Here is a 23,090-nt window from a genome sequence, read left to right as displayed (position 1 = left end):
GCCGAAAATCGGGCACGTGACCTAATTTCGAGGAGCAGCATGGCAGAGCAGAGCGCGAGCGCACGCGGGCCCTACGCGAAGACGGCCGCACGGCGCGCCCAGATCGTCGACGAGGCCTACCGGGCCTTCGCCACGCGCGGATACCACGGCAGCTCCCTGCGGGAGATCGCCGCCGCCGCCGGGGTCGGTCTCAGCACCCTCCAGCACCACTTCGCCGACAAAGAGGAGCTGCTCCTCGCCGTCCTCGCCCGCCGCGACCAGGAGGGGGACGCACTCGACGCGACCCTCAACGGCAGCCCGGAGCCGTTCGTCGATCGCATCCTCGACCGCGCCCGCACCAACGAGAGCATCCCGGGGCTGATCGCGCTCTACAGCGTGCTCGCGGCGGAGGCCGTCACGGACGAACACCCGGGCCGCCCGTTCTTCGCCGCGCGCTACGACGACCTCCGCTCCGCGTACACCCGCGAGTTCGAGGCGATGCGCGCGGCCGGCCGTCTGCGCGCGGGCGTGGACCCGGCGCTCGCCGCGGCCACGGTGGTCGCCCTCTGGGAGGGCATCCAGCTGCAATGGTTGTACGCGCCCGACGCGATCGACGCCGTGGCGGCGCTGCGCGGCTACTTCGACCTCGTCCTGACATGACGGACGCCCCGCTCGTCGTGAGCGGGGCGTCCGTCGTGCGGGAAGCGTGTCCGGTTACGCGACGCCCTTCACCGGCGGGTGCTGGAACGTGTCTCCGAAGACACGCTCCGACGCTCCGACGCGGTCGAGGTACGGCGTAATGCCGCCCATCTGGAACGGGAAGCCCGCGCCGAGGATCATGCAGAGGTCGATGTCCTCCGGCGCCTCGACCACGTGGTCGTCGATCAGCATGCGGTGGATCTCGTCGGCGAGGCCGTCCTCCAGACGACGGAGGATCTCCTCCTTCGTCCACGGGTTCGTGCCGCCGGCGATGATCTTCGCCGCGCCCTTGTCGACGCCCTTGACCTTGCCCTTGCCGTCCTTCTCCAGCAGCGTCCCGTACTCGGCGAGCTTGTGGAGGTTCTCGCTGCGGTAGAACCGGTCCGGGAACGCGGCGTGGTGCGTGTCCAGCACGTGTGCGCCCACCTTCAGACCGACCAGGTCGAGCAGACGCGACGGCGGCATCGGCAGGCCGAGCGGGGCGAACGCCTCGTCGACGGTCTCGAAGGAGGTGCCGTCGTCGACGGCGTGCATCGCCTCGCCGAGCACCTTCGCCAGCACGCGGTTGACCACGAAGCCGGGGGTGTCCGCGGTGATCACCGCGTTCTTCTTCAGCGCCGCGGCCGTGACCATCGCCGTCGAGAGCGTCGCCTCGTCCGTGTGCGGTGTCTTGACGACCTCGATCAGGGGCATGACCGCGACCGGGGTGAAGAAGTGGAAGCCGACCAGGCGCTCCGGGTGCTTCAGCTTGGCGCCGATCTGCTCGACGGACAGCGAGGACGTGTTGGTCGCGATGACCGCCTCGTCGGAGAGGTACTGCTCGACCTCCTCGAAGACGTTCTGCTTGACCGTGAGCTCCTCGAAAACGGCCTCGATGACCCAGTCGCAGTCCGCGAAGTCGGCCTTGTCGGTCGTGCCGGTGACCAGGGCGCGCAGACGGTTCGCCTCGTCGGGGGGGATCCGGCCCTTCTCCTGCAGCTTCCCGATCTCGTCGTGGATGTATGCCACACCCTTGTCGACGTGCGCCTGGTCGAGGTCAGTTATCACGACGGGCACGCGCAGCCGGCGCACGAACAGGAGCGCGAACTGGCTGGCCATGTAGCCCGCGCCGATCACGCCGATCTTCGTGACCTTCTTCGCCAGCTTCTTGTCGGGGGCGCCGGCCGGACGCTTCGCGCGCTTCTGCACCAGGTTGAAAGCGTAGATGCTCGCCTGGAACTGGTCGCCCGAGATCAGCTCCGCCAGTGCCTCGTCCTCGAGTTCGAAGCCGGCGGCGCGGTCGTTCGACTTGGCGGCCTTGAGCAGCTCCAGCGCCTTGTACGGCGACTTCGGGACCGTGCCGATGCGGCTCTCCAGCATCTTGCGGGCGATGCCGATGGCGGCGTCCCACTTGACCATGCGCTCGACCTTGCCGGGGACGTTGGGCCGCTTGACCTCGACCTGCCCGGTGAGCACCTTGTCGGCCCAGAGCAGGGACTCCTCGAGGAAGTTCGCCGAGTCGAAGATGGCGTCCGCGATGCCGAGGTCGAAGACCTCCTGCGGCTTCAGCATCCGATTCTGCTTGAGCGGGTTCTCGATGACGACCTTGAGGGCGTTCTCGATGCCGATGAGGTTCGGCAGAATCGTCGCGCCTCCCCAGCCGGGGATCAGGCCGAGGAACACCTCCGGCAGTGCGAACGCGGCCGCGTTGCGGTCGATGGTGCGGTAGTCGGCGTTGAGGCCGATCTCCACACCGCCGCCCAGCGCGAGGCCGTTCGTGAAGACGAACGAGGGCACGCCGAAGGTCGCCTGCTTGCCGAGCACGAAGTGGCCCAGCTGGGGGAGCAGCTTGGCGACCTCCACGCTCGGGATGTCGCTCACGCGGCTGAGGTCGGCCCCCGCCGCGAGGATGAACGGCTTGCCGGTGACGGCGACGGCGTCGATCTCGCCGCGGCCGGCCCGCTCGGTGAGCTCGTCGAAGGTCTTCCCGAGCTCGAGGAGGGTGGCCGGGCCCATCGTGTTGGGGCGCGTGTGGTCGCGCCCGTTGTCGAGGGTCACCAGCGCGAGGGTCTTGCCGCTCGGCAGCGGGATGTCCTTCACGAAGGAGTGGGTGACGACCTCGTCGGAGGTGAGGGCGACGAGGGGGGAGAAGTCGATCGTGGTGTAGTCGGTCACTCGGTCTCAGGCCTTCCGTGCAGCGCGCTTGTCGTGCCGTGCTTTTCCAGTGAAGTGGGGGTTCTCCCAGATGACGGTGCCGCCCTGGCCCAGGCCGACGCACATCGCGGTCACGCCGTAGCGGACCTCCGGGTGCTCCTCGAACTGACGGGCGAGCTGGATCATCAGGCGCACGCCGCTGGCGGCGAGCGGGTGGCCGATGGCGATGGCGCCGCCCCACTTGTTGACGCGGGGGTCGTCGTCGTCGATGCCGAAGTGGTCGAGGAACGAGAGCACCTGGATGGCGAACGCCTCGTTGAGCTCGAACAGGCCGATGTCATCGATCGACAGGCCCGCCTTGCGGAGCGCCTTCTCGGTCGAGGGGACCGGGCCGATGCCCATGATCTCCGGTTCGACGCCGGCGAAGCCGAAGCTGACCATGCGCATCTTCGGGGTGAGGCCGAACTCCGTGACGGCGTCGCTGGACGCGAGCAGGCTCGCGGTCGCGCCGTCGGTCAGCGGGGACGAGTTGCCGGCGCTCACGCGGCCGTGCGGGCGGAACGGGGTGCGCAGGGTCGCCAGGGACTCCATGTTGGTCTCGGGGCGCATCCCCTCGTCGCGGGTGGCCAGGCCCCAGCCCGCCTCGGAGCGGATCGCGACGGGCACCAGGTCGGGCTGCAGCTTGCCGTTCTCGTAGGCGGCGGCCGTCTTCTGCTGGCTGCGCATCGCGAACCGGTCCGAGCGCTCCTTGGTCAGCGCGGGGAAGCGGTCGTGGATGCGCTCGGCGGTCATGCCCATGTTCAGGGCGTCTTCGCCCACCAGGCGCTCCGAGAGGAAGCGCGGGTTGGGGTCCGCCCCGAACCCCATCGGGTGCCGGCCCATGTGCTCGACACCGCCCGCGATCGCGAGATCGTAGGCGCCGAAGGCGATGCCGGAGCCGAGGGTGGTGACGCTCGTCATCGCGCCGGCGCACATCCGGTCGATCGCGAACCCGGGGACCGACTTCGGCAGGCCGGCGAGGAGCGCCGCCGTGCGGCCCAGGGTCAGACCCTGGTCGCCCTGCTGCGTCGTCGCCGCGATGGCCACGTCGTCGATGCGGTCCTTGGGCACGTTCGGATTGCGCTCGAGCAGCCCGATGATCGCCTTCACGACCAGGTCGTCCGCCCGGGTGTTCCAGTACTGCCCTTTTTCGCCGGCCCGTCCGAACGGAGTCCGGACTCCGTCGACGAACACGACATCGGTTCTTTCGGCCACAGTGCCTCCCAAATCAGGTCCGTGTCGATCCTAGGGAGGCCGTCGCGGGCCACGGGAATCGTTTGATTCTTTCTACGAATCCGTCTCGGACGACTCGGCGGGCATTTGCATGCTTTCCACAAACGCGCGGGCGATGATCTGTGAGGTTGCCTCAATCTGCCAGGGGCGGGCGCCATGTGCGGCGAGCGCGTCGGCGATCGAGGCGTCGGTGACCTCCTCGGGCGGCGTCCACGCGATGCGGCGCAGTGTCTCCGGGGTGAGGAGATTCTCGAGCGGGATGCTGCGCTCCTCCGACAACGCGGTGAGCGCGGCGCGCGCGGCCTTCAGGCGTCCGTCGGCCTCCGGGTTGCGATCGGACCAGGCGCGCGGCGGCGGGAGGGCGTCACCGTTGCCCCGGAGCACCGGCAGGTCGTTGGTGGTGCGGCCGGCCTCCACGGCCTCCCACCAGCGGTCGAGCTCCGTCCGGCTCGCCCGGCCGGTGAACTCGCGCATCGCGGCGAGGGCGCGCTTGCTGTCCGGAAGGGCCTTCGCCGCGGCCGTGAGGGCGGCGTCGGGCACGAGGCGGCCCGGCGCGGTGTCGATCTCGCGCGCCAGGGCGTCCCGGCTGAGCCACAGCTCGCGCGCGACGGCGAGATTGCGGATCCCGCGGATGGAGTGGATGCCCGACAGGCGCCGCCAGGGCTCGCTGCGCACCACGGTCAGCTCCCGGGTCAGCTCGTCGGCGAACTCCTGCTGCGCGATGTCCGTCTTGCCGGCCTCGTCGAGCAGGCCGGCGATGGCGTCGCGCAGATCGGGGAGCAACTCGACGTCGAGCGCCGCGTAGACCAGCCACGGCTCGGGCAGCGGGCGCGTCGACCAGTCGGCGGCGCTGTGCTCCTTCGCCAGGTGGACGCCCAGAAGCTCCTCCACGACCGTCCCCAGGCCGACACGCGGCATCCCGAGCAGGCGGGCGGCGAGCTCCGTGTCGAAGATGCGCGACGGGTCGAGGCCGACCTCGCGCAGGCAGGTGAGGTCCTGGGTGGCCGCGTGCAGTACCCACTCCTCGTCCGCGATCGCGGTGTTCAGCTCGTCGAAGCGGCCGATCGCGGGCGGATCGAAGAGGAAGGTCCCTGCGCCGCGGCGGAAGATCTGGATGAGGTACGCGCGCTGAGAGTATCGGAAGCCGCTGGCCCGCTCGGCGTCCACGGCGATCGGTCCGGAGCCGCCGACGATGGCGTCGACCGCAGCGAGATACCCCTCACGCGAGTCGATCACGGAGTGGTCAGGCACGCGGACCCCGTCTCGTGGCGAGGACGCTGACACCTTCGCTCGTCGGCGGAAGCCCGGCGAGCATGCAGAGCAGCTCGCCCCAGCCCTCGACGTGCGCGGTGATGTCGGTCTCCTGCGGGCTCCACGACGCGCGCAGCTCGATCTGCGAGCCATCGCCCTGCGCCGCCAGCTCACCGAACCCGGTGCTGATGATCTTGGTCGCGGTGCCGCTCGCGGCGGTGTACCGGGCGTGGCGGGCGTCGAGGGCGTCGACCAGCCACGACCACGTCACATCCGCGAGGAAGGGGTCGAGGCCGATGTCGGTCTCCAGCGGCGCCTGCGCGAAGCAGACGATGCGGAACGGGCCGCCCCAGGCCTCCGGCTCGTCCGGGTCGTAGAGCAGGATGAACCGGCCCGTGCCGAGCTCGGAGTCGTCGCCGTGCCGAGCGGGTCGCACGTCTGCGGCCAGGGCCACCGCGTACGGGGCGAGCTGGGCGGGCGCGGGGATCTCGGTGACCGTGAGCTCCTCGCGGGACGGGGCGGCACGGACGGACGCGAGGGCCGCGGCGAACGCGGCCGGCACGTGCGGGGTGGCGGGAGGAGTCGACACGTCTTGAACACTAGAAGCCTTTGCGGGTCGCCGACGGTAAGGCACGCCGCCTGAAGAACTCCTGAGGGTGGGCGGCGGGCCGCGCCGGTACGCTGACCGCATGGCGAGTGGGAACAGGACGGGTGGATTCACCAAGGCGCTCGCCGTGACGGCGATCGCGGCCGGCGGGCTGGCGCTCGCCACCGCCGCGGGCGCCGCTTACGCGATCAGCCGGGTCGCCCGCACGGTGATCACGCCGGTGCGCCGCCGCCCGCAGAACCAGAGCGTGCGCGCCGTCGACACCGCCCGCGGCACCATCACCCTCGCCTCCACGCCGGACAGCCGGATGCCGGGCCGGTTCGGCGTCTTCTTCGACGGCGACTCCGGGCACGCCAAGGTGGGCGGCCTGCTCGCGATGGACGAGTCGACGGTCACCCGCGAGCTCGAGCGCATCGAGTACGGCGACCTGCGGCCGGGCCGCGCGCGAATCAGCGGCTATTACTACCTGCAGCCGGAGGAGCCCGGATTCCCGGTGCGCAGTGTCGAGATCCCGGCGGAGCTCGGGCAGGCGCCCGCGTGGGTGTTCCCGGCCGACCCCTCCCGGGCCGACGAGGGCCGCTGGGTGATCCAGGTGCACGGCTGGGGCGCCACCCGCCAGGAGGGCCTCCGGGCGGTCCGCACCTTCCATGAGGCCGGCTACACCTGCCTCCTGGCCTCATACCGCAACGACGGCGACGCCCCAGACAGCGCCGACCGGCGGTACGGTCTCGGCGGGACGGAATGGCACGACATCGACGCGGCCATCCGCTACGCCATCGCCGAAGGGGCGAAGTCGATCGTGCTCATGGGCTGGTCGATGGGCGGAGCCGTCGTGCTGCAGACGGTCACCCGCTCCGAGAACCTGGGACGGGTCGCGGGCATCATCCTGGAGTCGCCGGTCGTCGACTGGGTCGACACCCTCGAGTATCAGGCGCATCTGCTCCGCCTGCCCGAGCCGATCTCGCGGGGCGCCATCCGGCTCATCGAGTCCACGTGGAGCGGTCCGATCACCGGACAGGACGCCCCGATCGACCTGGCGAGCATGGACTTCGTCGCGCGCGCTGCCGACCTCACGCTGCCGACCCTCATCCTGCACAGCGACGACGACGGCTTCGTGCCCTCGACGTCGTCCCGTGCGCTGGCGGAGGCGCGGAGCGACATCGTCACATTCGTGCCGTTCACGGTCGCCCTCCACACCAAACTGTGGAACTACGACGAGACGAAGTGGAGCACGTCGATCACGGAGTGGCTCGACGGCACCGTCCACGCGCCCGGGGAGTGACCCTCCGCGCGATCGGACCGCCCGACCCGCCTCGCCTCAGGCCGCGAGCTTCTGCCGCACCTGGCGCTTCGCGCGCCCCAGGAGCGCCGACATGCCGCGGATGCGGAGCGGGGACACCGCCTGGGTCAGACCCAGGGTCTGCGGAAAGTCGTCCGGAACCGCGAGCACTTCGTCGGCGGTCAGCCGGGCGAGGCCCTGGACCAGGATGGACGCGAATCCGCGCGTCGTCGGAGCCTCGGGCGGCGCCGTGGCGAACAGGTGCACCACGTTCGCCTCGTCGACCTCCACGAAGATGAAGACCGGCGCCTGGCACTCCTCCACCCGCTCCAGCAGGTCGGGGTGATCCGCGTAGCGCTCCGGGAGCGGGGGCAGCTCGTCGGAGAACTCCAGCAGCAGCTGCAGTCGGTCGGGCTGCTCCAGTGCGAGGAAGTCGTCGCGGATCTCGGCCAGGACGCCGGTCAGGTCGGTCATGTCTCCAGGCTACTTCGCCGGGACCTCACCGGGCTCGGAGCCCGTCGCGATCGGCACGCGCACCGCGGAACCCCACTCCGTCCACGAGCCGTCGTAGTTCCGCACGTTCTCGAAGCCGAGCAGGTGCGTCAGCACGAACCACGTGTGGCTGGAGCGCTCGCCGATACGGCAGTAGGCGATCACGTCGTCGCCCGGCTCCAGTCCGGCGTCACCCAGGTAGATCGCCTCCAGGTCGGCGCGGCGCTTGAACGTCGCGTCCGGCGCGGCAGCCCGCGCCCACGGCACCGAGGCCGCCGACGGGATGTGTCCGGCACGGAGGGCGCCCTCGGTCGGGTACCCCGGGATCTCGGTGCGCTCGCCGCTGTACTCCTCGGGGGAGCGCACGTCGATGAGGGCCCCTCGACCCGCACGCACCCGTCCGAGGTGGTCGAGCACGTCGTCCTTGAACGCGCGCACGCGCGTGTCGTCGCGCTCGACCACGGGGTACTCGACCGGGGTGGGCGCGGGGACGTCGCGCGTGATCTCCCGGCCCTCGGCGATCCACTTGTCACGGCCGCCGTCGAGCAGGCGGACGTCCTCGTGGCCGAACAGGGTGAAGACCCACAGCGCGTACGCCGCCCACCAGTTGTTCTTGTCGCCGTAGAACACGACGGTCGAGTCGCGCGCGATCCCCTTGGAGCCCAGCAGCTCGGCGAACCGCTCCCCGCTCACGTAGTCGCGCACGACCGGATCGTTGAGGTCCGTGTGCCAGTCGATCTTGACGGCGCCCGGGATGTGCCCGGTGTCGTACAGGAGGACGTCCTCGTCGGACTCCACCACGACGAGCCCCGGTTCGCCCAGGTGCTCCGCCAGCCACGCCGTGCTCACGAGGCGCTCCGGGTGGGCGTAGTCGGCGAAGTCGGTGGACGGGTCGGTCTCGATGGCCATGCTGTTCTTCCTCCGGGATAGGCTGGGGCTCTGCGAAAGCAGGGGACGCCGTCTCAGGCTACGCGGCCGCGGACCGCCTGCGACAGGCGGCCGCCCGCACAGCGAAACACAGCGACATCCACGCGCCCGCTCCCGACCACGAAGGTGCCCTCCCGCCATGACCCTCGACCAGCTCGGCGCCCTCCCGCGCCTCGCCGACCGCTCGCCCCAGATCACCGGGGCCGAGATCGCCGCCAGCCTGGTCCCGCCGTCGCAGTTCGAGCGCGCGTCCTTCGAGACCTACCGCCCCGACCACGACTACCCCTCGCAGGCGGAGGCGGTCGCCACCCTCAAGCTCTTCGCGAAGTCGTGGGAGCCGCAGCGCCCGGCCGGCCTGTTCAGCCGCAGCCGCAAGAAGGTCGCCGCGATGAAGCCGGGCGTCTACCTCGACGGCGGCTTCGGCGTCGGCAAGACCCACCTCCTCGCCTCCCTCTGGCACGAGGCGCCGGGACCGAAGTACTTCGGCACGTTCATCGAGTACACCGCGCTGGTCGGCGCGCTCGGCTATGCGGGAGCGGTCGACCTCCTCCGCGGCTCCACGCTCATCTGCATCGACGAGTTCGAGCTCGACGACCCGGGCGACACCATGATGATGACCCGGATGCTCGGCGAGCTCGTCGCCTCCGGTACCCGCATCGCCGCCACCAGCAACACCCCGCCGAATGCGCTGGGCGAGGGCCGGTTCGCCGCGAGCGACTTCCTCCGCGAGATCCAGTCCCTCTCCGCCAACTTCGAGACCCTCCGCATCGACGGCCTCGACTACCGCCGCCGCGACACCACCGGCAATGCCGTCACGGTGCAGCCCGACGAGTACGCGCGGGTGCTGGGAGCGCTCGCCGAACGCGGCGAGACCACGACCTCCGACGGGTTCGACGACCTCATCGCCCACCTGGCGACCGTGCACCCCTCCCGCTACATCAAGATCATCGACGGCGTCGACGTCATCGGCCTCGACGGCGTCCACGTGCTCCACGACCAGATGGCCGCCCTGCGCCTCGTCGCCTTCATCGACCGCGTCTACGACGCCGAGATCCCGATCGTGCAGACCGGTGTGCCGCTGAACGAGGTGTTCGACGACGACATGCTCGGCGGCGGCTACCGCAAGAAGTACCTCCGCTCCGTCTCGCGCATGATCGCGCTGACCGCCGGCGAACTGCCTCCGCACGACGCCTAGGGCGTGTCTTCTAACCGTTTGAGCCAGAGTGTGATTGCGCGGAGGACGACTGCTCCCCGGTAGGTGACGGCGAGGTTGTCGTAGCGGGTGGCGAGGCCTCGCCATTGCTTGGTGTCGCAGAAGCCGCGTTCGATGACGTTCCGTCCTCGGTAGTTGATCGCGTCGAATCGGGGTGGTCTGCCGCCCGCGCTGCCGCGGTTGAGGCGGTGTCGCTTCTGATCGTCGGGTTCGGGGATGACTGCCGCGATACCGCGTCGGCGGAGGTGGGAGCGGATTGCGCGTGATGAATACGCTTTGTCGCCGCGGACGGCGTCGGGCCGGGTGCGAGCTCGACCCATTCGATCTACTCGGAGCTGTCCCATCAAGGCGTCAAACATCGGCGAATCACCGGACTGGCCCGGCGTGAGGAGCACGACAAGCGGGAGTCCGTTGCCATCGACGAGTTGGTGGATCTTCGTCGACAGGCCGCCACGCGAGCGGCCGATCGCGTGGTCAGCGGGTTCCTGACGAAGATTCTTGTGATTCGATCGTGCCCCCTGGGGTGTTGGTGGGGCGGCGGCCCGCGGGCTCCTCGACACGGGCGAAGGTGGTCGCATGCTGGTGGGCTCGGTTGATCGTGGAATCCACGCTCACCGTCCAATCCAGCACCCCGGCCGCGTCGGCCTCAGTCAACAGCGCAGCATGCACCCGGTCCCAGGTGCCGTCGTGACTGAATCGGTTGTGACGCTTCCAGACCGTCTGCCAGGGACCGAACTCCGCCGGCAGATCCCGCCACGGAATCCCGGTCCGATACCGCCAAATGATGGCCTCGACCACCAAACGATGATCACCGAACGGGCGACCGCCCTTCGGCGACGGGGCCGGCATCAACGACGCGATCCGCTCCCACTGAGAATCCGACAACACCCGAGACCGCGACACAACGCCCAGCCTGCACCACGACCACAACAACGGTTAGGAGACACGCCCTAGGTGGACTCGCACCGACCGCCCGGCACATCGAAAGCCCGCGGAAACACAGTGTTTACACGCGGGCCCCACGCGTAACACCCGCGAAACACGCGCTGTCTCCGACCGAAACCTCTCGCGTTCAGACTGGCTCCACCCCGAACCGCTCCCGCCCCGAATGGGAGCGCACGTGAGCCGGGGCACGCACAGAGAGGTAGACAATTCGCATGGTGCTCCACACAGCAGCGGACTACGCAGAAGCCGGGACGGTCAACGCCCTGTGGCTTCTGGTCGCCGCAGCCCTCGTTCTGCTGATGACCCCCGGTGTCGCCTTCTTCTACGGCGGCATGGTCCGAGCCAAGAGCGTCGTCAGCATGATGATGATGAGCTTCGGCGCGATGGCCCTCGTCGGCGTCCTCTGGGTCGTCTACGGCTACGGCCTGTCGTTCGGGCCCGAGTCCATCAAGGGCGTCCTCGGCACGCCGGACTGGTTCCTGAGCAGCCTCATGGGCAAGGACGGGCTCACCCCCGACCTCGGCGGGCTCGCCTTCGCCGGGTTCCAGGCGACCTTCGCCATCATCACCGTCGCCCTCATCTCCGGCGCGATCGCCGACCGCGCCAAGTTCGGCTCGTGGATGATCTTCGCCGGCATCTGGGTCACGGTCGTCTACTTCCCGGTCGCGTACTGGGTGTTCAACCTCTCGAACGGCTGGATCGCGGCCGGCCTGCACGTGAACGACTTCGCCGGCGGCACGGCGGTGCACATCAACGCCGGTGCGGCGGGCCTCGCCCTCGCGCTCGTCCTCGGCAAGCGCGTCGGCTTCCAGAAGGGCATGAGCAAGCCGCACAACGTGCCGCTGACCCTCCTCGGCGCCGCCCTCCTGTGGTTCGGCTGGTTCGGCTTCAACGCCGGTTCGGAGGCCGCGGTCGACGGTGTCGCAGCGCTCGCCTGGGTCAACACCCTCGCCGCCCCGGCCGCCGCGACCATCGGCTGGCTGATCGTCGAGAAGCTGAAGGACGGCAAGCCGACCTCCATCGGAGCGGCATCCGGCGCCGTCGCGGGCCTCGTCGCGATCACCCCGGCCTGTAACATCCTCACCCCGGGATGGGCGATCCTCCTCGGTGTCGTCGCCGGCGCCGTCTGCGCCCTGGCGATCGACCTGAAGTTCAAGCTCGGCTTCGACGACTCGCTCGACGTCGTGGGCATCCACCTCGTCGGCGGCATCATCGGTACCCTGTGGATCGGCTTCTTCGGCTTCACCCACGTGGACGGCGACGCCAGCAAGCCCTTCTCCAGCCTCCTCTACGGCGGCAGCTTCCAGCAGCTGGGTGTCCAGGCGCTCGGTGCCTTCGCGGTGCTGATCTACTCCTTCGTCCTCGCCTACGTCATCGGCTGGGCGATCCAGAAGACCATCGGGTTCCGCATCAAGAACGAGGACGAGCTGGCCGGCGTCGACACCGTGGTCCACGGTGAAGAGGGCTACGCCCTCGAGACGGTCTGAGCCTCTCGGTCCTCCGCACACAGCACGCCGGACGGGGTGCCGCCTTCGGGCGGCGCCCCGTCCGCCGTGTGAGCGGGCCGTGCCGGATGCCGCCGCGGCTCGGTAGGGTGATGCTGGCATTCTCGAGCGAAGGGGCGGGATGGCGACGAGCGATCAGGTGGATGCGCTGCTGCTGTTCTTCTGCGGCGCTCTGACCCTCCTGGTCGTGCCCGGCCTCGCGTTCCTCGTCGGGGGTCTCGCCGGGCGCGCCCGGGCACGGCGCGCGCTGCTGTTCGTCCTCACGGGGACGGCGGTGGTCGTCGTGCTCGCCGTCCTGGGCGGCTACGGGATGCTCGCGGGGGAGTCGCTCCTCCCGCACATCGTCGGTGCGCCGGACGTCGCGCTCGCGGGCCAGCGGGGTGCGTACGCGCTCGCCAGGGCCGGATCCCTGATCGCCGTCTGCGCGGTCGCGATCGCCGTCGTCGGTGCCGCAGTCGCCTCGCGCATCACGCTGGGTGCGTGGCTCCTGTTCTGCGCGGCGTGGAGCGTCCTCGTGCTGTTCCCCGTGGGCTATGCCGTCTTCGCGCTGAGCGACGGCTGGGCGGTCTCTCTGCTCGGCGTCGTGGACTACGGGGGAGCGCTCCCCGTCGGACTCGCCGCGGGCGCCTCCGCCGTCGGAGTGATCGTCGCGTGCGGACGAGGGGAGCACCCGGCCGAGAGCGGGCGCAGCCTCCCCGTCGTCGCGATCGGCGGCACGCTGGTCTGGGTCGGCTGGCTCGGACTCGTGACGGGGTCGGAGGGCGCGGTCGACCAGTACACGGCCACGATCGCCATCAACGCGTTCCTGGCCTCCGCGGCGGGCTGCCTGATGTGGATGCTCGTCGATCGGGTGCTCCTGCGGCGGCCCACCCTCGTCAGCGTCTTCTGCGGCGCGGCGTCCGGACTGGTGGCGATCACGCCCGCGTCGGGCGTGCTGACCCTCGGCTGGTCCCTCCTCCTGGGCGCGCTCGCCGCGCTGGCCTGCGCGACGATGGTGGACCTCGCGGCCCGCGCGCGGTTCGGGCCGGCCCTGGCGCTGTGCGTCATCATGATCGTCGGCAGCGCGGTCGGACTCCTGTTCGTCGGACTCTTCGGAGCGGGCGGCGGGATGGTCGAGAGCGGCAACTTCGATCTCTTCATCGCGCAGGGCGTCGCCGCGGTCGCCGTGCTCGTCTACGCTTTCGTGATCGCGCTGCTCATCGCCGTGCTGCTCCGGTTCACCGTCGGTCTCACGCGCGTCCGCTATGGTGCGGAGCGTGGCATCCCCTCGACGAATCCTGAGCGCGATCGGCCGGCTGTTCCGTCCGAGCGCGGCTCCGACCCCCTCCGCACCGACCCCCGCCCGCCCCGGCGCTGAGCCAGGCCGCTCGGGGGCGACGGCGACCGTGCAGGTCGACCCGCGGCGGTTGGGCGCGATCCGCACGTCCTACGTTCCGAGCACGGACGGCGACGCCGACCCGGGGGAGATCGTGTGGACCTGGGTGCCCTTCGAGGAGGCGGACGGGCGTGGCAAGGACAGGCCGGTGCTCGTCGTCGCCTCCGAGTCCGCAGGAACCGTCCTGGCGGTGGCTCTGACGAGTCAGGAGCATCCGGGCCGACCCGAGTACGTCCCGGTGGGCGCCGGGTCGTGGGACGGCAGGCACCGCCCCAGCTATGCCCGGGTCGACCGGGTGTACCGCCTGCACCAGGGCGGCATGCGGCGCGAGGCCGCCGCGCTCGACCGCCGCGCGTTCGACGCGGTGCGCGCGTCGCTGCGGCAGCGCTACGGGTGGGGGTGAGACACCGTTCGTCATCGTGCGTCGCACAGCGCAACGCGGAGATGCCGGGGCCGGAGGCGGACACTAGGGTGGCCGCATGCCAGAGGACTGTACCTGGGACTTCGAGACGCGCCAGATCCATGCCGGGGCGGTGATCGACGCCGAGACCCGCTCGCGTGTCACGCCGATCTATCAGACGGCCGGCTACGTCTTCGACGATTTCGACGACGGGGAGGCGCGGTTCGCCGGCCGCAGCGCGTACCGCGCCTACTCCCGCAATGAGAACCCCACCAACGCCGTCGCCGGGCGCCGTATCGCCGACCTGGAGGGCGGCGTCGACGGCATCGTGGTCGCCAGTGGCCAGGCCGCGATCGCCGCGGCGCTGACGGCGTTGGCCGCCTCCGGCGACCACGTCCTGGTCACCCGCTCGCTCTACGAAGGGACGCGGGAGATGTTCCGCGGCGTGCTCGCCCGCCAGGGGATCGACTTCGAGTACGTAGCGGACGACGCCTCCGACGACGAATGGGCGTCGCGCGTGCGCCCGACCACGCGCGCGGTGTACACGGAGACGCTGCCGAACCCGTTGAACCAGGTGGTCGACATCCAACGGCTCGCGGCGATCGCGCACACGGCGGGCGTCCCGCTCGTGGTGGACAACACGGTCCCGACCCCGTACCTGTGGCGCCCCATCGCGGACGGTGCCGACATCGTCATCCACTCGACCTCCAAGTGGCTCGCCGGGCACGGGGCCGTCCTCGGCGGCGCGGTGGTCGATGGCGGCCGCTTCGACTGGGCCGCCCACGCCGACCGGTTCCCGCAGTTGACGGAGCCGCCGCGCGCGGGTGTTCCGTCGTTCGTCGAGCGGTACGGCGCCGGCGCCTACCTGGCGTACCTGCGCTCGGTGATCGTGCTGGAGTACGGACCGACCGTCCCTCCGTCGAGCACGTTCCTCCTGCTGCACGGCATCGAGACTCTCTCGGTGCGGATGGACCGCCACGTCTCGAACGCCCAGGCCGTCGCCGAGCTGCTCGCCGCCCGGCCCGAGGTCGCGCGCGTCTTCTACCCCGGCCTGCCGTCGGATGCGAATCATGCCCTCGCGCAGCGGTACCTTCCCTCCGGGGCCGGCTCCATCGTGTCGTTCGAGCTGGCCGGCGGCCGGGAGGCCGCGCGCCGCTTCATCGACGCGCTGCGCCTCATCACGCCGATGACGCACATCGGGGATGTCCGGAGCCTCGCCATCCACCTCGCCAGCACCATCCACGCGAAGCTGACGCCTGAGGAGCGCGCCGACGCCGGCATCACCCCCGGTCTCATCCGCCTCTCGATCGGCCTGGAGAGCCCACGCGATCTCGCCGCCGACCTCGCGGCCGCACTCGACGCCGCCGGCGTGTAACACCTGGCTCGCGCACGCAGGGGTCACGAAACGCCGTTCCGGGCGTTCCGGAACGGCGTTTCGCGGCCCCTGGATGCGCGTTACACGGCGCGGGCGAGGATCGGTGCGGGGGAGTGGCGGCGCGGGCCTCGCGCGTCGAGCGTGGCGGCGATGCGGCGCACCGCCTCGACGACGGTGGAGGGGTCGCACGCCAGGTTGAGGCGGGCGAAGCCACGGCCGGGCTCCCCGAACGCCAGGCCGGAGTTCAGGGCGACACGGCCTTCGTCGATGAGCACGCGCGCGGGATCGTCGCCGAGCCCCGTCGCCCGGAAGTCGAGCCACACCAGGTAGCCGGCGTCCGGCCGCACGAGCCGGACCGAGGGCGCCCGCCTGGCCAGTTCGGTCTCCAGCACGTGCAGGTTGTCGACCAGGCGGTCGAGCAGCGCATCCCGCCACTCGAGGCACGAGAGGGCCGCGACGTTGGCGTGCAGGCCCAGGATGCTGGTGCGGGCGGCGAGCTCATCGGGGAGCCCGCGCAGGAGGGCGGCGGAGCGCTCCTCCGCGGCGACGACGACGGCGCACTTGAGGCCGGCGAGATTCCAGGCCTTGCTGGCCGAGGTCACGGTGACGGAGCGTGCCCCGGCTGCTGCGGCGAGAGGGGCGAAGGGGGTGAACCGGGTGCCCGGATGGGCGAGCGGAGCGTGCACTTCGTCGCTGACGACGAAGACGTCGTAGGCGGCGGCGAGGCGGGCGAGGGACTCGAGCACGGTGCGGCTATGACATCGACCGGTCGGGTTCTGCGGATTGCACAGCAGCAGCGCGTCCGCACCGGCGGCGAACGCGCGCTCGATGCCGATCAGGTCGAGCGACCAGTCCTTCTCCTCGAGCAGCGGGACCGTCACGGCCACCGCGTCCGCCTCCTCGACCATCTCGAAGAACGGCGGGTAGACCGGGGGAGTGAGCACGACGTGTCCGCCCGACTCCGGCAGCGCCAGCCGGAGCGCCTCCACGACACCGACGGTCACGTCCGTCGCCAGGTGCACCCGTTCGGTGTCGACCCGCCATCCCCACGACTCCTCCGCGAAGCGCGCGAACGCCGGAGCGAGCGGGCCCGCCGAGTCCAGGTATCCCGTGTCCGAGTTGCGCAACGTCTCCGCCACACGGTCGAGCACCGCCTGCTCCACGTCGAAATCCATCTCCGCGACGAAGACAGGAAGGACGTCCGCCGGGTAGCGGCGCCACTTGATACTCGACCTGGTCGCGAAGAGCTGCTCCAGGGGGCGTGCCGGTCCGAAGCTCATGCAGTTCAGGGTGCCTCACGCGCCCGCGACGCGCGAGCGGAGGCGTCACGGGGCGTAGCAAAGGCCCGACGGAGGCTCAGGGGCCGCCGCTCAGCGAGCAGGCGGCGAAGGCTCCCGCACCGGCGACGACGATGACGGTCGGCGTGGTGGGGATGTCGGCGGCGAGGATGACGCCGCCGACAGCGGCATCGACCGCCGCGGGGACGTCGAAAGGCCCCCGGCGAACCGGGGGCCTTCACTCTGGTGGGCGATACCAGACTCGAACTGATGACCTCTTCCGTGTGAAGGAAGCGCGCTACCAACTGCGCCAATCGCCCGTGGGGATCGCATCCGGTCGCCCGGCTGCGAGATTCGATACTAGCCGACGCAGGGCCGCGAATGCACATCGGTGGCGCCCGGGCGCGGCGACACACCCGGGTGGCGGGTCTGGTTTTGGATTCGGTGAAAGGATCGGCTAAAGTCATTCAAGTGCCGCGGGGAACCGCGGAACGAAATGCGGATGTAGCGCAGTTGGTAGCGCATCACCTTGCCAAGGTGAGGGTCGCGAGTTCGAGTCTCGTCATCCGCTCGAGTCGGCCCGGTTTCTTCGGATTCCGGGCTTCTCGATACGGTACGGTTGAAATCCGTGTTGTGGCTTCGGTGGATTGGCCGAGAGGCGAGGCAGCGGCCTGCAAAGCCGTATACACGGGTTCGAATCCCGTATCCACCTCGATCCTGAACCCGCTTCAGGCTCTGGGCGATTGGCGCAGCGGTAGCGCGCTTCCCTGACACGGAAGAGGTCACTGGTTCGATCCCAGTATCGCCCACAGAGAGAAACCCCCGGATTTCCGGGGGTTTTTTGTTTCTCCGCACCAGTCTGTGGCGTCGCGTGGTACGCCCGTGGTACGGAGCCAGCGAGCCTATTTGGCGACTATCACCAAGAATCAGACGTAGCGCCGTAGGCTGGATAGCGACACGGGATCTCGCGCACGGCCTCAACAATCTTCGCGACGGCACCGCCTGCACCCGACACTCGGCAGGCATCTCATCCACGAGGTGCCTTTACGTGTTCGCACGGTGGGGCGCCGCTGCCACCAGGAGATGCCCGTGTCCAGCACCACCGTGGAGCGCCGCGCGCGCCGAGAGCGTCATCGATCGCGCTGCGAACGACGCCGATTCGGGCGCCGACCTCGGCGTAGCGCACGCCGAGGTCGTCTGCCGGGCTGGTGAGGTCTAGCGAGGCCCCGGATGGGCTCGTGGCGAAAAGATCGATCAACGTGGGGTCGCGGTCGCCCGCGCGGCGCGCAGCCAGCAGCAGTGCAGAAAGTTCTTCAGGGGTGACGGGCTCATCGCCGGACAAGACGACATCGACGCTCCACCCGTATCCGGTGCCGCTCACGCCTTCCTCGAAGGTTGCGCTCACGACCCGAGTGTCTGCCGTTTCCACCGCACTGACCACAGCCGCCACGCGAGCGTCGCTGCCGTTGTCCGACGGCGACTACGAGCAGTAGTGGGGTGCTTCGCCGCAGACGATCGCGAAGCCGAGGTAGACCGTCACGGCGATGCCCAACACGAAGAAGATGGCGATGGGCACCACGATCTTCGCGACGAGCTTGCCCGTTCTCCGTCGCGGAGGGACCTGCGCCGGGGATCCGGCCGGCGGGTGAACGTGCTCCGTCCATCGGGTGCCATCCCAGTAGCGGAGAGATCCCGGCCGTGCCGGGTCGGGGTTCGTGTACCAGCCTGCAGGCGCGTTCGTCATGACATGCTCCCTTCTCGGTGCGTGAGCATGTCGAGGTCTGCGTCCCGCGACGGTGGCAGCACCGCGCACCCTGACATCGCCGATCCGACGACGACGAGCAGAATCGACGCTCCCAGAAAGCTCCGGGTACGTCGTGGGGTGCTCGTCCTGCTGTTCATCGCCGACTCCGTTTCTGCGTGTCCGATCGGGACGGCTCTGCGGAACGCCGCCGTTTCACATGGGGGCTCCAGGAGCTGACCCGGAAGACGACCCACGCGATGGACAGAAGGACCAACAGCCCGCTGACCCCCACGAACAAGATCGTCTGCCACAGATTCTCCGGGTGGGACTGGCCGTCCGTGCCGCGGGGAACGAGGACAGCGTCGGCGACCATCAGGATCACAAACAGGTCGAGGCCGACCAGGCACCACGCCAGAGCCAGCCAGCTCCCGCGGGCTTTCCCGCCCGCTCCCTTCGCCCTCACTGCCGCGACGAAGACCGCCACCGGCATCCACACCAGGAACACGGCGACGACCACCGCGAGGAACCCCACCAGCCACATCGATCCGAGCACGAAGAACCCCAGAGCGTCCCCGCTGAGGATCGACGCGATGATCCATCCGATCACGCCCGCCAGCACCGACCAGGCGGCGTCGGCTGTCATACCCCTCAGCTTCCCCCATGTCGTTGTGGCTGCATCGATGGACGTCGCCGCAGCGCTGTCTCTGCCGACGGCCAGCCGCACCGTGCCGTATCGGACACTCGAGACCAGCCCGCCCGCTGCTCCGGTCGCAGCGATCACGGGGATGACCGTGTCGACCGTCAGCGCGGCACTCCCGCCGGCTGCGAGAAGGAGCACCGCCACGGCAGCGAGAGCGGTGAGCAGCACCCCGATCCGGAGAACCCGGTTCAGGGTCCTCATTGCGCTGGTTTCAGCTTCTCGAGATCCACACGGCTCAGGGTGACCCCACCGTCCCAGAGGGGTGTCACATCTTTCGGGAGTCCCGCGATCGCGCCGCTCAGATCGAGGATCTTCTCCTCGTCGGCCGCCTTGCGGGCGATCACCGTGATTGTCTGGATGCCGGTAGGGGTCGCATCACGCACGGCGATCAGCACCGCCGTGAGCGTCGAGGTGGTCACCGGATCCTCACCGCTCATGATCACCGCCACGGTGAGCGTGCGGGCGGCACCGGAGTAGCTCACCGTGCCGGACGCGTCCGTCACGCGGGAATCCGCGGCGAGCACGGCGCTCGTGACGCTCTGAAGGTCGTCCGAGCTGGCTGCCGAACGGGACGAAGAACCCCCTTCGCCGGAGAGGATTCCCGGGATCGAGCATCCGGCCAGCGACGACACGAGAAGCACCGACGCACCGGCAGCCAGCAGAAGGCGACCCAGCCTCGTCGGCTTGCCCCCTGAACCTCTGACATCTGCGATAACGGGCACCCCTCCATCATGCTTACGACACTGTCACGGTATCGAAGAGTCCCTGAGCGACCAAGAACCCCCGATGCCCGAAACCGAACCTCTCCCATAGAGACAGGGGGGACCCGTTTCATGACGCAGAATCACAACTTCTGGCTTCACCGTGAGGCGAGCCGGCTCTCAGCCGCAGCGACGATCCGGCGCCACGAGCACTCGTAGACGGTGATCGACGGTCCTCCCGTCTCCGTCGATGCGATGACGACCCAGTCGTCGAGAAGACCGACCTCGAGCATCACGGCGTCAAGGAGTCACAACCCGAGCCGATGCCGGGTGACCCCTGGCCGCACGACATCGTGATCACCGTCGAGGACGATCTGCAGCCGGTGGTGGAACTGCGGCATGCGGTCTGAGGAAGATCTTGGAGATCCCGTGCAGCGGCACGTTAACCAGACACATCGGGCCCCACTCCATCCTCGTCACCGCGGTGACCCGTGGGGATCCGGCGCGGTACCGGGCCGCGCTCACAGAGTTCTGCTGAGGACGCCCTTCTCGGACGGGTTCGGGTGGAGGTGCCGATGGGTTGCCCGTTCTCGCGCAGAAAGCCAGGATGAGGGTGACGAGTCGAGGGGGAGTCCGTTGTTCTCTACCGAGCCGATGCCGGGAAACCCCTGGCCGCCCGACATGGTGATCACCATCGAGGACGATGTGCAGTCGTTGCTGGAGCTGCTGTGGATTCGGGAGGCGTGGCAACTCGATCCGCCGGGCGCCGAGCTGCCGCCGGTGCTCGTCGACACGCCGCCCGCCATCGGTGACGCACTGCGGAGATCTGCGCCGATCGGCGCGTGGGCGGATGCGTGGCCCCGGGTGTGGGAACAGGTCCTGCACCACGCGGGCGCTCCCCGCGACCCTGGGATCTTCGACCGTTTGCAGGCCTCGGCCGACGGTTCGGACGAACGTGCTCGACTTCTGCACGAACTCGTCGGGACCTCGTGGAGGGAGGAGGTCGGAGACGACGCGATCACCGACGACGCGCAGCAGTGGTTGCATGCTCAATTCGAGCGCCGAGCCGCGCTCCTGCCGGCGGCGTTCGAGGCACAGCCTGAGCGCGTCGCGCTCGAAGCGCTGATCGAGGCGTGGAGGTGCGGCTTGACCACGATCGTGGAGATCCCGTGCAGGGGAACGTTCGCCCGACGCATCGGCCCGCACGCCATCCTCATCACCGCGGAATCCCGTGGCGATCCGGTGCGGTACCGTGGCGCGCTCGAGGCGTTCTGCTGAGGACCGCCCTTCCGCCGATTCGGTATGCTTCGGGTATCGAGGGGATGGCGGCATCATGATCGGGATGCGCGAGGACGAGGACGGAGCCGTCCGAGCCGACGGCCCGGACAGGCCTCTGCCGTACGGGCTGCCGGATGATCCGCAGGAACCGTTCGTGGCGATCGTCGCGCCGAACATCGACAAGGTCTCCGTCGTGTCGTTCGATCGCCGAACCGTCGTCGGCCGCCGCACCCGGCGGGGTCTGGTCGTTTTCGCAGCGTCGGCCGCCGGCGGTGTGGTCGTGATCGGGATCGTCGTCGCGGCACAATGGGTGATGAGTCTGTTCGGCGCCGGATGACGATGGCGCCCGGTCCGTTGCAGCCGGTGACGCGGCGTTCTCGCCACGCGCGGCGAAGCACTGTCGGCGTAGGTGCATGACTCCCGAGGTAACGACGCCCGTCGCGACGCCGCAGCGAAGATGGCGCAACGGGCTGATCGGCAACGCGACTTTGCGCCGGTGGTGGTGGCGCATCGGACGCGGAGCTCGCGTAGCGATTCTTCGTCGCCGAGACGACGGTGACGTCCACGCTCGCGGGGATACGCACGAAGTGGGGCATCCCGACCCGCACCGAGCTGGCTGTCTTTGTGGCTCGTTCGGGCGCGCAGGAGCTTTCGACGCCGTGCGCAGAGCCTCCCCACGCCCCGCGAATCGGGGCGTTCCTGTGCCGATTCCGCACCGGCTTAGACGTCATGGGGGAGTATCGGGGGCGGCAGGCAGCTCGGACCGCCGACGGACGCGGCGATCGAGCAGGCGAGCGAGTGCCGCCAGCGATCCGCGCGGTGACACGGGAGGGCGATAATCGCACCATGCAGATACGAGACTTCGACGCCGCCGATACCGGCGCCCTGGTCGACCTGACGATTGAGACGTTTCGGCCGTTCTACGAGGACTTCGTGCGCCCGCTCTTCGGCGATGCGATCTTCGCGCATCAGCATGGCCGCTGGGAGCAGGACTACCGCGACGAAGTTCCCTCACTTCACGCACCAGAGCGCCTCTCGTGGGTAGCGGTCGCGACGGTCGATGACGATACGGTCGGCTACGTCTCGTGGAGGGTCTACGAGGGCAAGCGACACGGCGAGATCTACCTGCTCGCCGTCTCACCTGCCGCACGGCGGCACAACGTCGGCCGAGAGCTGTGCATGCACGCACTCGACCGGATGACCGACCGTGGCGACGTCGACGTCGTCGGGATCGGGACGGGGGATGACGCTTTCCATGCCGCCGCGCGGGGGCTGTACGAGAGCCTCGGCTTCGTCAAGGTCCCCACGGCCGGGTATCTGAAAGCGCTCTGACAGTTCTCGGACCGTCATTTCCGGCGGGCTCATCGCGGCACAGTCCGTGACGGGCGTGTTCGGCGCCGGATGACGGCAAAGCCTGTCTGCCCCTGCGGTAACACCGCCGACACATGCCCGCTCTACCATCGGCGCATGACGTTCCGCATCGCCCGCGCCGACTTCTCCCAGCCGGCGCTCCGCTCGTTCCTCCAGGCGCACCTCGATGACATGGAGCACACGGCGCCCCCCGAGAGTCGGCACGCGCTCGACCTGGCCGGGCTGCAACGCCCGGGGGTTCGGCTGTGGGTCGCGGAGGACGGTGGCGCGGTCATCGGGACGGCGGCTCTCGCCCCGCTCTCGGACGGGTGGGAAGAGCTCAAGAGCATGCGCACCGACCCCGGACGGCGCGGGGAGGGGATCGCGGCCCGTCTGCTCGCGCACGCGCTCGACGACGCCTGGCTTCGCGGCGCGCAGCGGGTGTCCCTCGAGACCGGGTCGACGGAGTTCTTCGCTCCCGCGCGCCGGCTGTACGAGCGGCACGGTTTCGCCTTCTGCGGGCCGTTCGGGTCGTACCGGCTCGACCCGAACAGCGTCTACATGACGCGGGAGCTGGTGTAGGGCCGG

23 protein-coding genes, 4 tRNA genes and 1 pseudogene are annotated in these 23,090 nt (G+C 69.7%); 14 read left to right on the top strand and 14 right to left on the bottom strand.

Annotated features, from left to right (window positions below; genetic code table 11):
- Nucleotides 1–39 precede the first annotated feature (39 nt).
- Nucleotides 40–639: a TetR/AcrR family transcriptional regulator gene (locus tag IT072_RS12020; protein WP_223356894.1), complete on the top strand. Its 600-nt coding sequence runs from the start codon at nt 40–42 to the stop codon at nt 637–639.
- Between the two features lie 54 nt (nt 640–693).
- Here IT072_RS12020 and IT072_RS12015 read toward each other — a convergent pair whose 3' ends face one another.
- The 4 genes from IT072_RS12015 to IT072_RS12000 form a co-directional block, all read right to left on the bottom strand.
- The gene (locus IT072_RS12015) at nt 694–2,832 is read right to left on the bottom strand and encodes a 3-hydroxyacyl-CoA dehydrogenase NAD-binding domain-containing protein (protein WP_223356892.1); all 2,139 of its coding nucleotides are present in this window, start codon (nt 2,830–2,832) and stop codon (nt 694–696) included.
- Nucleotides 2,833–2,838: 6 nt separating this feature from the next.
- Nucleotides 2,839–4,065: a thiolase family protein gene (locus IT072_RS12010; RefSeq protein WP_223356890.1), complete on the bottom strand. Its 1,227-nt coding sequence runs from the start codon at nt 4,063–4,065 to the stop codon at nt 2,839–2,841.
- Between the two features lie 72 nt (nt 4,066–4,137).
- Entirely contained in the window at nt 4,138–5,334 is a 1,197-nt protein-coding gene (locus IT072_RS12005; RefSeq protein ID WP_223356888.1) for an HRDC domain-containing protein, read from the bottom strand.
- The gene (locus IT072_RS12000; protein WP_223356880.1) at nt 5,327–5,923 is read right to left on the bottom strand and encodes a DUF3000 domain-containing protein; all 597 of its coding nucleotides are present in this window, start codon (nt 5,921–5,923) and stop codon (nt 5,327–5,329) included. The genes IT072_RS12005 and IT072_RS12000 overlap by 8 nt, the downstream gene beginning before the upstream one ends.
- A gap of 100 nt (nt 5,924–6,023) precedes the next feature.
- Between IT072_RS12000 and IT072_RS11995 the strand changes: the two genes are divergently transcribed.
- Nucleotides 6,024–7,223, top strand: coding sequence for an alpha/beta hydrolase family protein (locus IT072_RS11995; protein ID WP_223356878.1), 1,200 nt, complete (start codon nt 6,024–6,026; stop codon nt 7,221–7,223).
- 36 nt (nt 7,224–7,259) lie between these two features.
- Here the strand turns inward: IT072_RS11995 and IT072_RS11990 are convergent, their stop codons facing one another.
- A complete protein-coding gene (locus IT072_RS11990) occupies nt 7,260–7,694 on the bottom strand; it encodes a SufE family protein (RefSeq protein ID WP_223356877.1) in 435 nt (144 codons plus the stop codon).
- A gap of 9 nt (nt 7,695–7,703) precedes the next feature.
- The gene (locus IT072_RS11985; RefSeq protein ID WP_223356876.1) at nt 7,704–8,621 is read right to left on the bottom strand and encodes a sulfurtransferase; all 918 of its coding nucleotides are present in this window, start codon (nt 8,619–8,621) and stop codon (nt 7,704–7,706) included.
- 157 nt (nt 8,622–8,778) lie between these two features.
- Between IT072_RS11985 and zapE the strand changes: the two genes are divergently transcribed.
- Nucleotides 8,779–9,834 carry a cell division protein ZapE gene (gene zapE / locus IT072_RS11980; protein WP_223356875.1) on the top strand — a complete coding sequence of 352 codons (1,056 nt, stop codon included), beginning with the start codon at nt 8,779–8,781 and terminating at the stop codon, nt 9,832–9,834.
- On the opposite strand, the pseudogene IT072_RS11975 reads toward zapE, so the two are convergent.
- Nucleotides 9,831–10,755, bottom strand: a pseudogene (locus IT072_RS11975) (IS5 family transposase). The gene zapE and the pseudogene IT072_RS11975 sit on opposite strands and share 4 nt — an antisense overlap.
- 254 nt (nt 10,756–11,009) lie before the next feature.
- Between IT072_RS11975 and IT072_RS11970 the strand changes: the two are divergent.
- The 4 genes from IT072_RS11970 to IT072_RS11955 all read left to right on the top strand — a co-directional run bounded on the left by IT072_RS11970 (nt 11,010) and on the right by IT072_RS11955 (nt 15,452).
- The gene (locus IT072_RS11970; protein ID WP_223356874.1) at nt 11,010–12,284 is read left to right on the top strand and encodes an ammonium transporter; all 1,275 of its coding nucleotides are present in this window, start codon (nt 11,010–11,012) and stop codon (nt 12,282–12,284) included.
- 139 nt (nt 12,285–12,423) lie between these two features.
- Nucleotides 12,424–13,659 (top strand): ammonium transporter, encoded by a 1,236-nt coding sequence (locus IT072_RS11965; RefSeq protein ID WP_223356873.1) that lies wholly within the window; start codon nt 12,424–12,426, stop codon nt 13,657–13,659.
- Nucleotides 13,559–14,080 carry a type II toxin-antitoxin system PemK/MazF family toxin gene (locus IT072_RS11960; protein WP_223356872.1) on the top strand — a complete coding sequence of 174 codons (522 nt, stop codon included), beginning with the start codon at nt 13,559–13,561 and terminating at the stop codon, nt 14,078–14,080. The genes IT072_RS11965 and IT072_RS11960 overlap by 101 nt, the downstream gene beginning before the upstream one ends.
- 76 nt (nt 14,081–14,156) lie before the next feature.
- Entirely contained in the window at nt 14,157–15,452 is a 1,296-nt protein-coding gene (locus tag IT072_RS11955) for an O-acetylhomoserine aminocarboxypropyltransferase/cysteine synthase family protein (RefSeq protein ID WP_223356870.1), read from the top strand.
- An 80-nt stretch (nt 15,453–15,532) separates the two neighbouring features.
- Here the strand turns inward: IT072_RS11955 and IT072_RS11950 are convergent, their stop codons facing one another.
- Both IT072_RS11950 and IT072_RS11945 read right to left on the bottom strand, forming a co-directional pair.
- Complete coding sequence (locus tag IT072_RS11950) at nt 15,533–16,732, bottom strand: MalY/PatB family protein (RefSeq protein WP_223356868.1); 1,200 nt, start codon at nt 16,730–16,732, stop codon at nt 15,533–15,535.
- Nucleotides 16,733–16,973: 241 nt separating this feature from the next.
- Nucleotides 16,974–17,049 (bottom strand) — tRNA-Val (locus IT072_RS11945).
- A gap of 178 nt (nt 17,050–17,227) precedes the next feature.
- Here IT072_RS11945 and IT072_RS11940 point away from each other — a divergent pair.
- The 3 genes from IT072_RS11940 to IT072_RS11930 all read left to right on the top strand — a co-directional run bounded on the left by IT072_RS11940 (nt 17,228) and on the right by IT072_RS11930 (nt 17,538).
- Nucleotides 17,228–17,300: transfer RNA gene (locus IT072_RS11940), tRNA-Gly, on the top strand.
- Nucleotides 17,301–17,370: 70 nt separating this feature from the next.
- Nucleotides 17,371–17,441 (top strand) — tRNA-Cys (locus tag IT072_RS11935).
- A gap of 25 nt (nt 17,442–17,466) precedes the next feature.
- Nucleotides 17,467–17,538 (top strand) — tRNA-Val (locus IT072_RS11930).
- Between the two features lie 218 nt (nt 17,539–17,756).
- Here the strand turns inward: IT072_RS11930 and IT072_RS11925 are convergent.
- From IT072_RS11925 to IT072_RS11905, 5 genes are all read right to left on the bottom strand, one after another.
- Nucleotides 17,757–18,134 (bottom strand): hypothetical protein, encoded by a 378-nt coding sequence (locus IT072_RS11925; protein WP_223356866.1) that lies wholly within the window; start codon nt 18,132–18,134, stop codon nt 17,757–17,759.
- 75 nt (nt 18,135–18,209) lie between these two features.
- Nucleotides 18,210–18,473 carry a DUF2510 domain-containing protein gene (locus tag IT072_RS11920; protein WP_223356864.1) on the bottom strand — a complete coding sequence of 88 codons (264 nt, stop codon included), beginning with the start codon at nt 18,471–18,473 and terminating at the stop codon, nt 18,210–18,212.
- 154 nt (nt 18,474–18,627) lie between these two features.
- The gene (locus IT072_RS11915) at nt 18,628–19,374 is read right to left on the bottom strand and encodes a hypothetical protein (RefSeq protein WP_223356862.1); all 747 of its coding nucleotides are present in this window, start codon (nt 19,372–19,374) and stop codon (nt 18,628–18,630) included.
- Complete coding sequence (locus IT072_RS11910) at nt 19,371–19,676, bottom strand: hypothetical protein (protein WP_223356860.1); 306 nt, start codon at nt 19,674–19,676, stop codon at nt 19,371–19,373. Before IT072_RS11910 ends, IT072_RS11915 begins: the two co-directional genes overlap by 4 nt.
- A gap of 356 nt (nt 19,677–20,032) precedes the next feature.
- A complete protein-coding gene (locus IT072_RS11905) occupies nt 20,033–20,170 on the bottom strand; it encodes a hypothetical protein (protein WP_223356859.1) in 138 nt (45 codons plus the stop codon).
- A gap of 385 nt (nt 20,171–20,555) precedes the next feature.
- Here IT072_RS11905 and IT072_RS11900 point away from each other — a divergent pair, with 385 nt between their 5' ends.
- The 4 genes from IT072_RS11900 (at nt 20,556) to IT072_RS11885 (ending at nt 23,084) form a co-directional block, all read left to right on the top strand.
- Entirely contained in the window at nt 20,556–21,152 is a 597-nt protein-coding gene (locus IT072_RS11900) for a hypothetical protein (RefSeq protein ID WP_223356858.1), read from the top strand.
- Between the two features lie 64 nt (nt 21,153–21,216).
- Complete coding sequence (locus IT072_RS11895) at nt 21,217–21,489, top strand: hypothetical protein (RefSeq protein ID WP_223356857.1); 273 nt, start codon at nt 21,217–21,219, stop codon at nt 21,487–21,489.
- A gap of 218 nt (nt 21,490–21,707) precedes the next feature.
- On the top strand, nt 21,708–22,484 hold the full coding sequence (locus IT072_RS11890; protein ID WP_223356856.1) for a GNAT family N-acetyltransferase: 777 nt from the start codon (nt 21,708–21,710) through the stop codon (nt 22,482–22,484).
- A gap of 135 nt (nt 22,485–22,619) precedes the next feature.
- A complete protein-coding gene (locus IT072_RS11885) occupies nt 22,620–23,084 on the top strand; it encodes a GNAT family N-acetyltransferase (RefSeq protein ID WP_223356855.1) in 465 nt (154 codons plus the stop codon).
- Nucleotides 23,085–23,090 lie beyond the last annotated feature (6 nt).

Source organism: Leifsonia sp. ZF2019 (genome assembly GCF_019924635.1).
Classification (GTDB): Bacteria; Actinomycetota; Actinomycetes; order Actinomycetales; family Microbacteriaceae; genus Leifsonia.
Note: the sequence above shows the minus strand (reverse complement) of the source record. Positions and strands in the feature narration are given on the sequence as shown.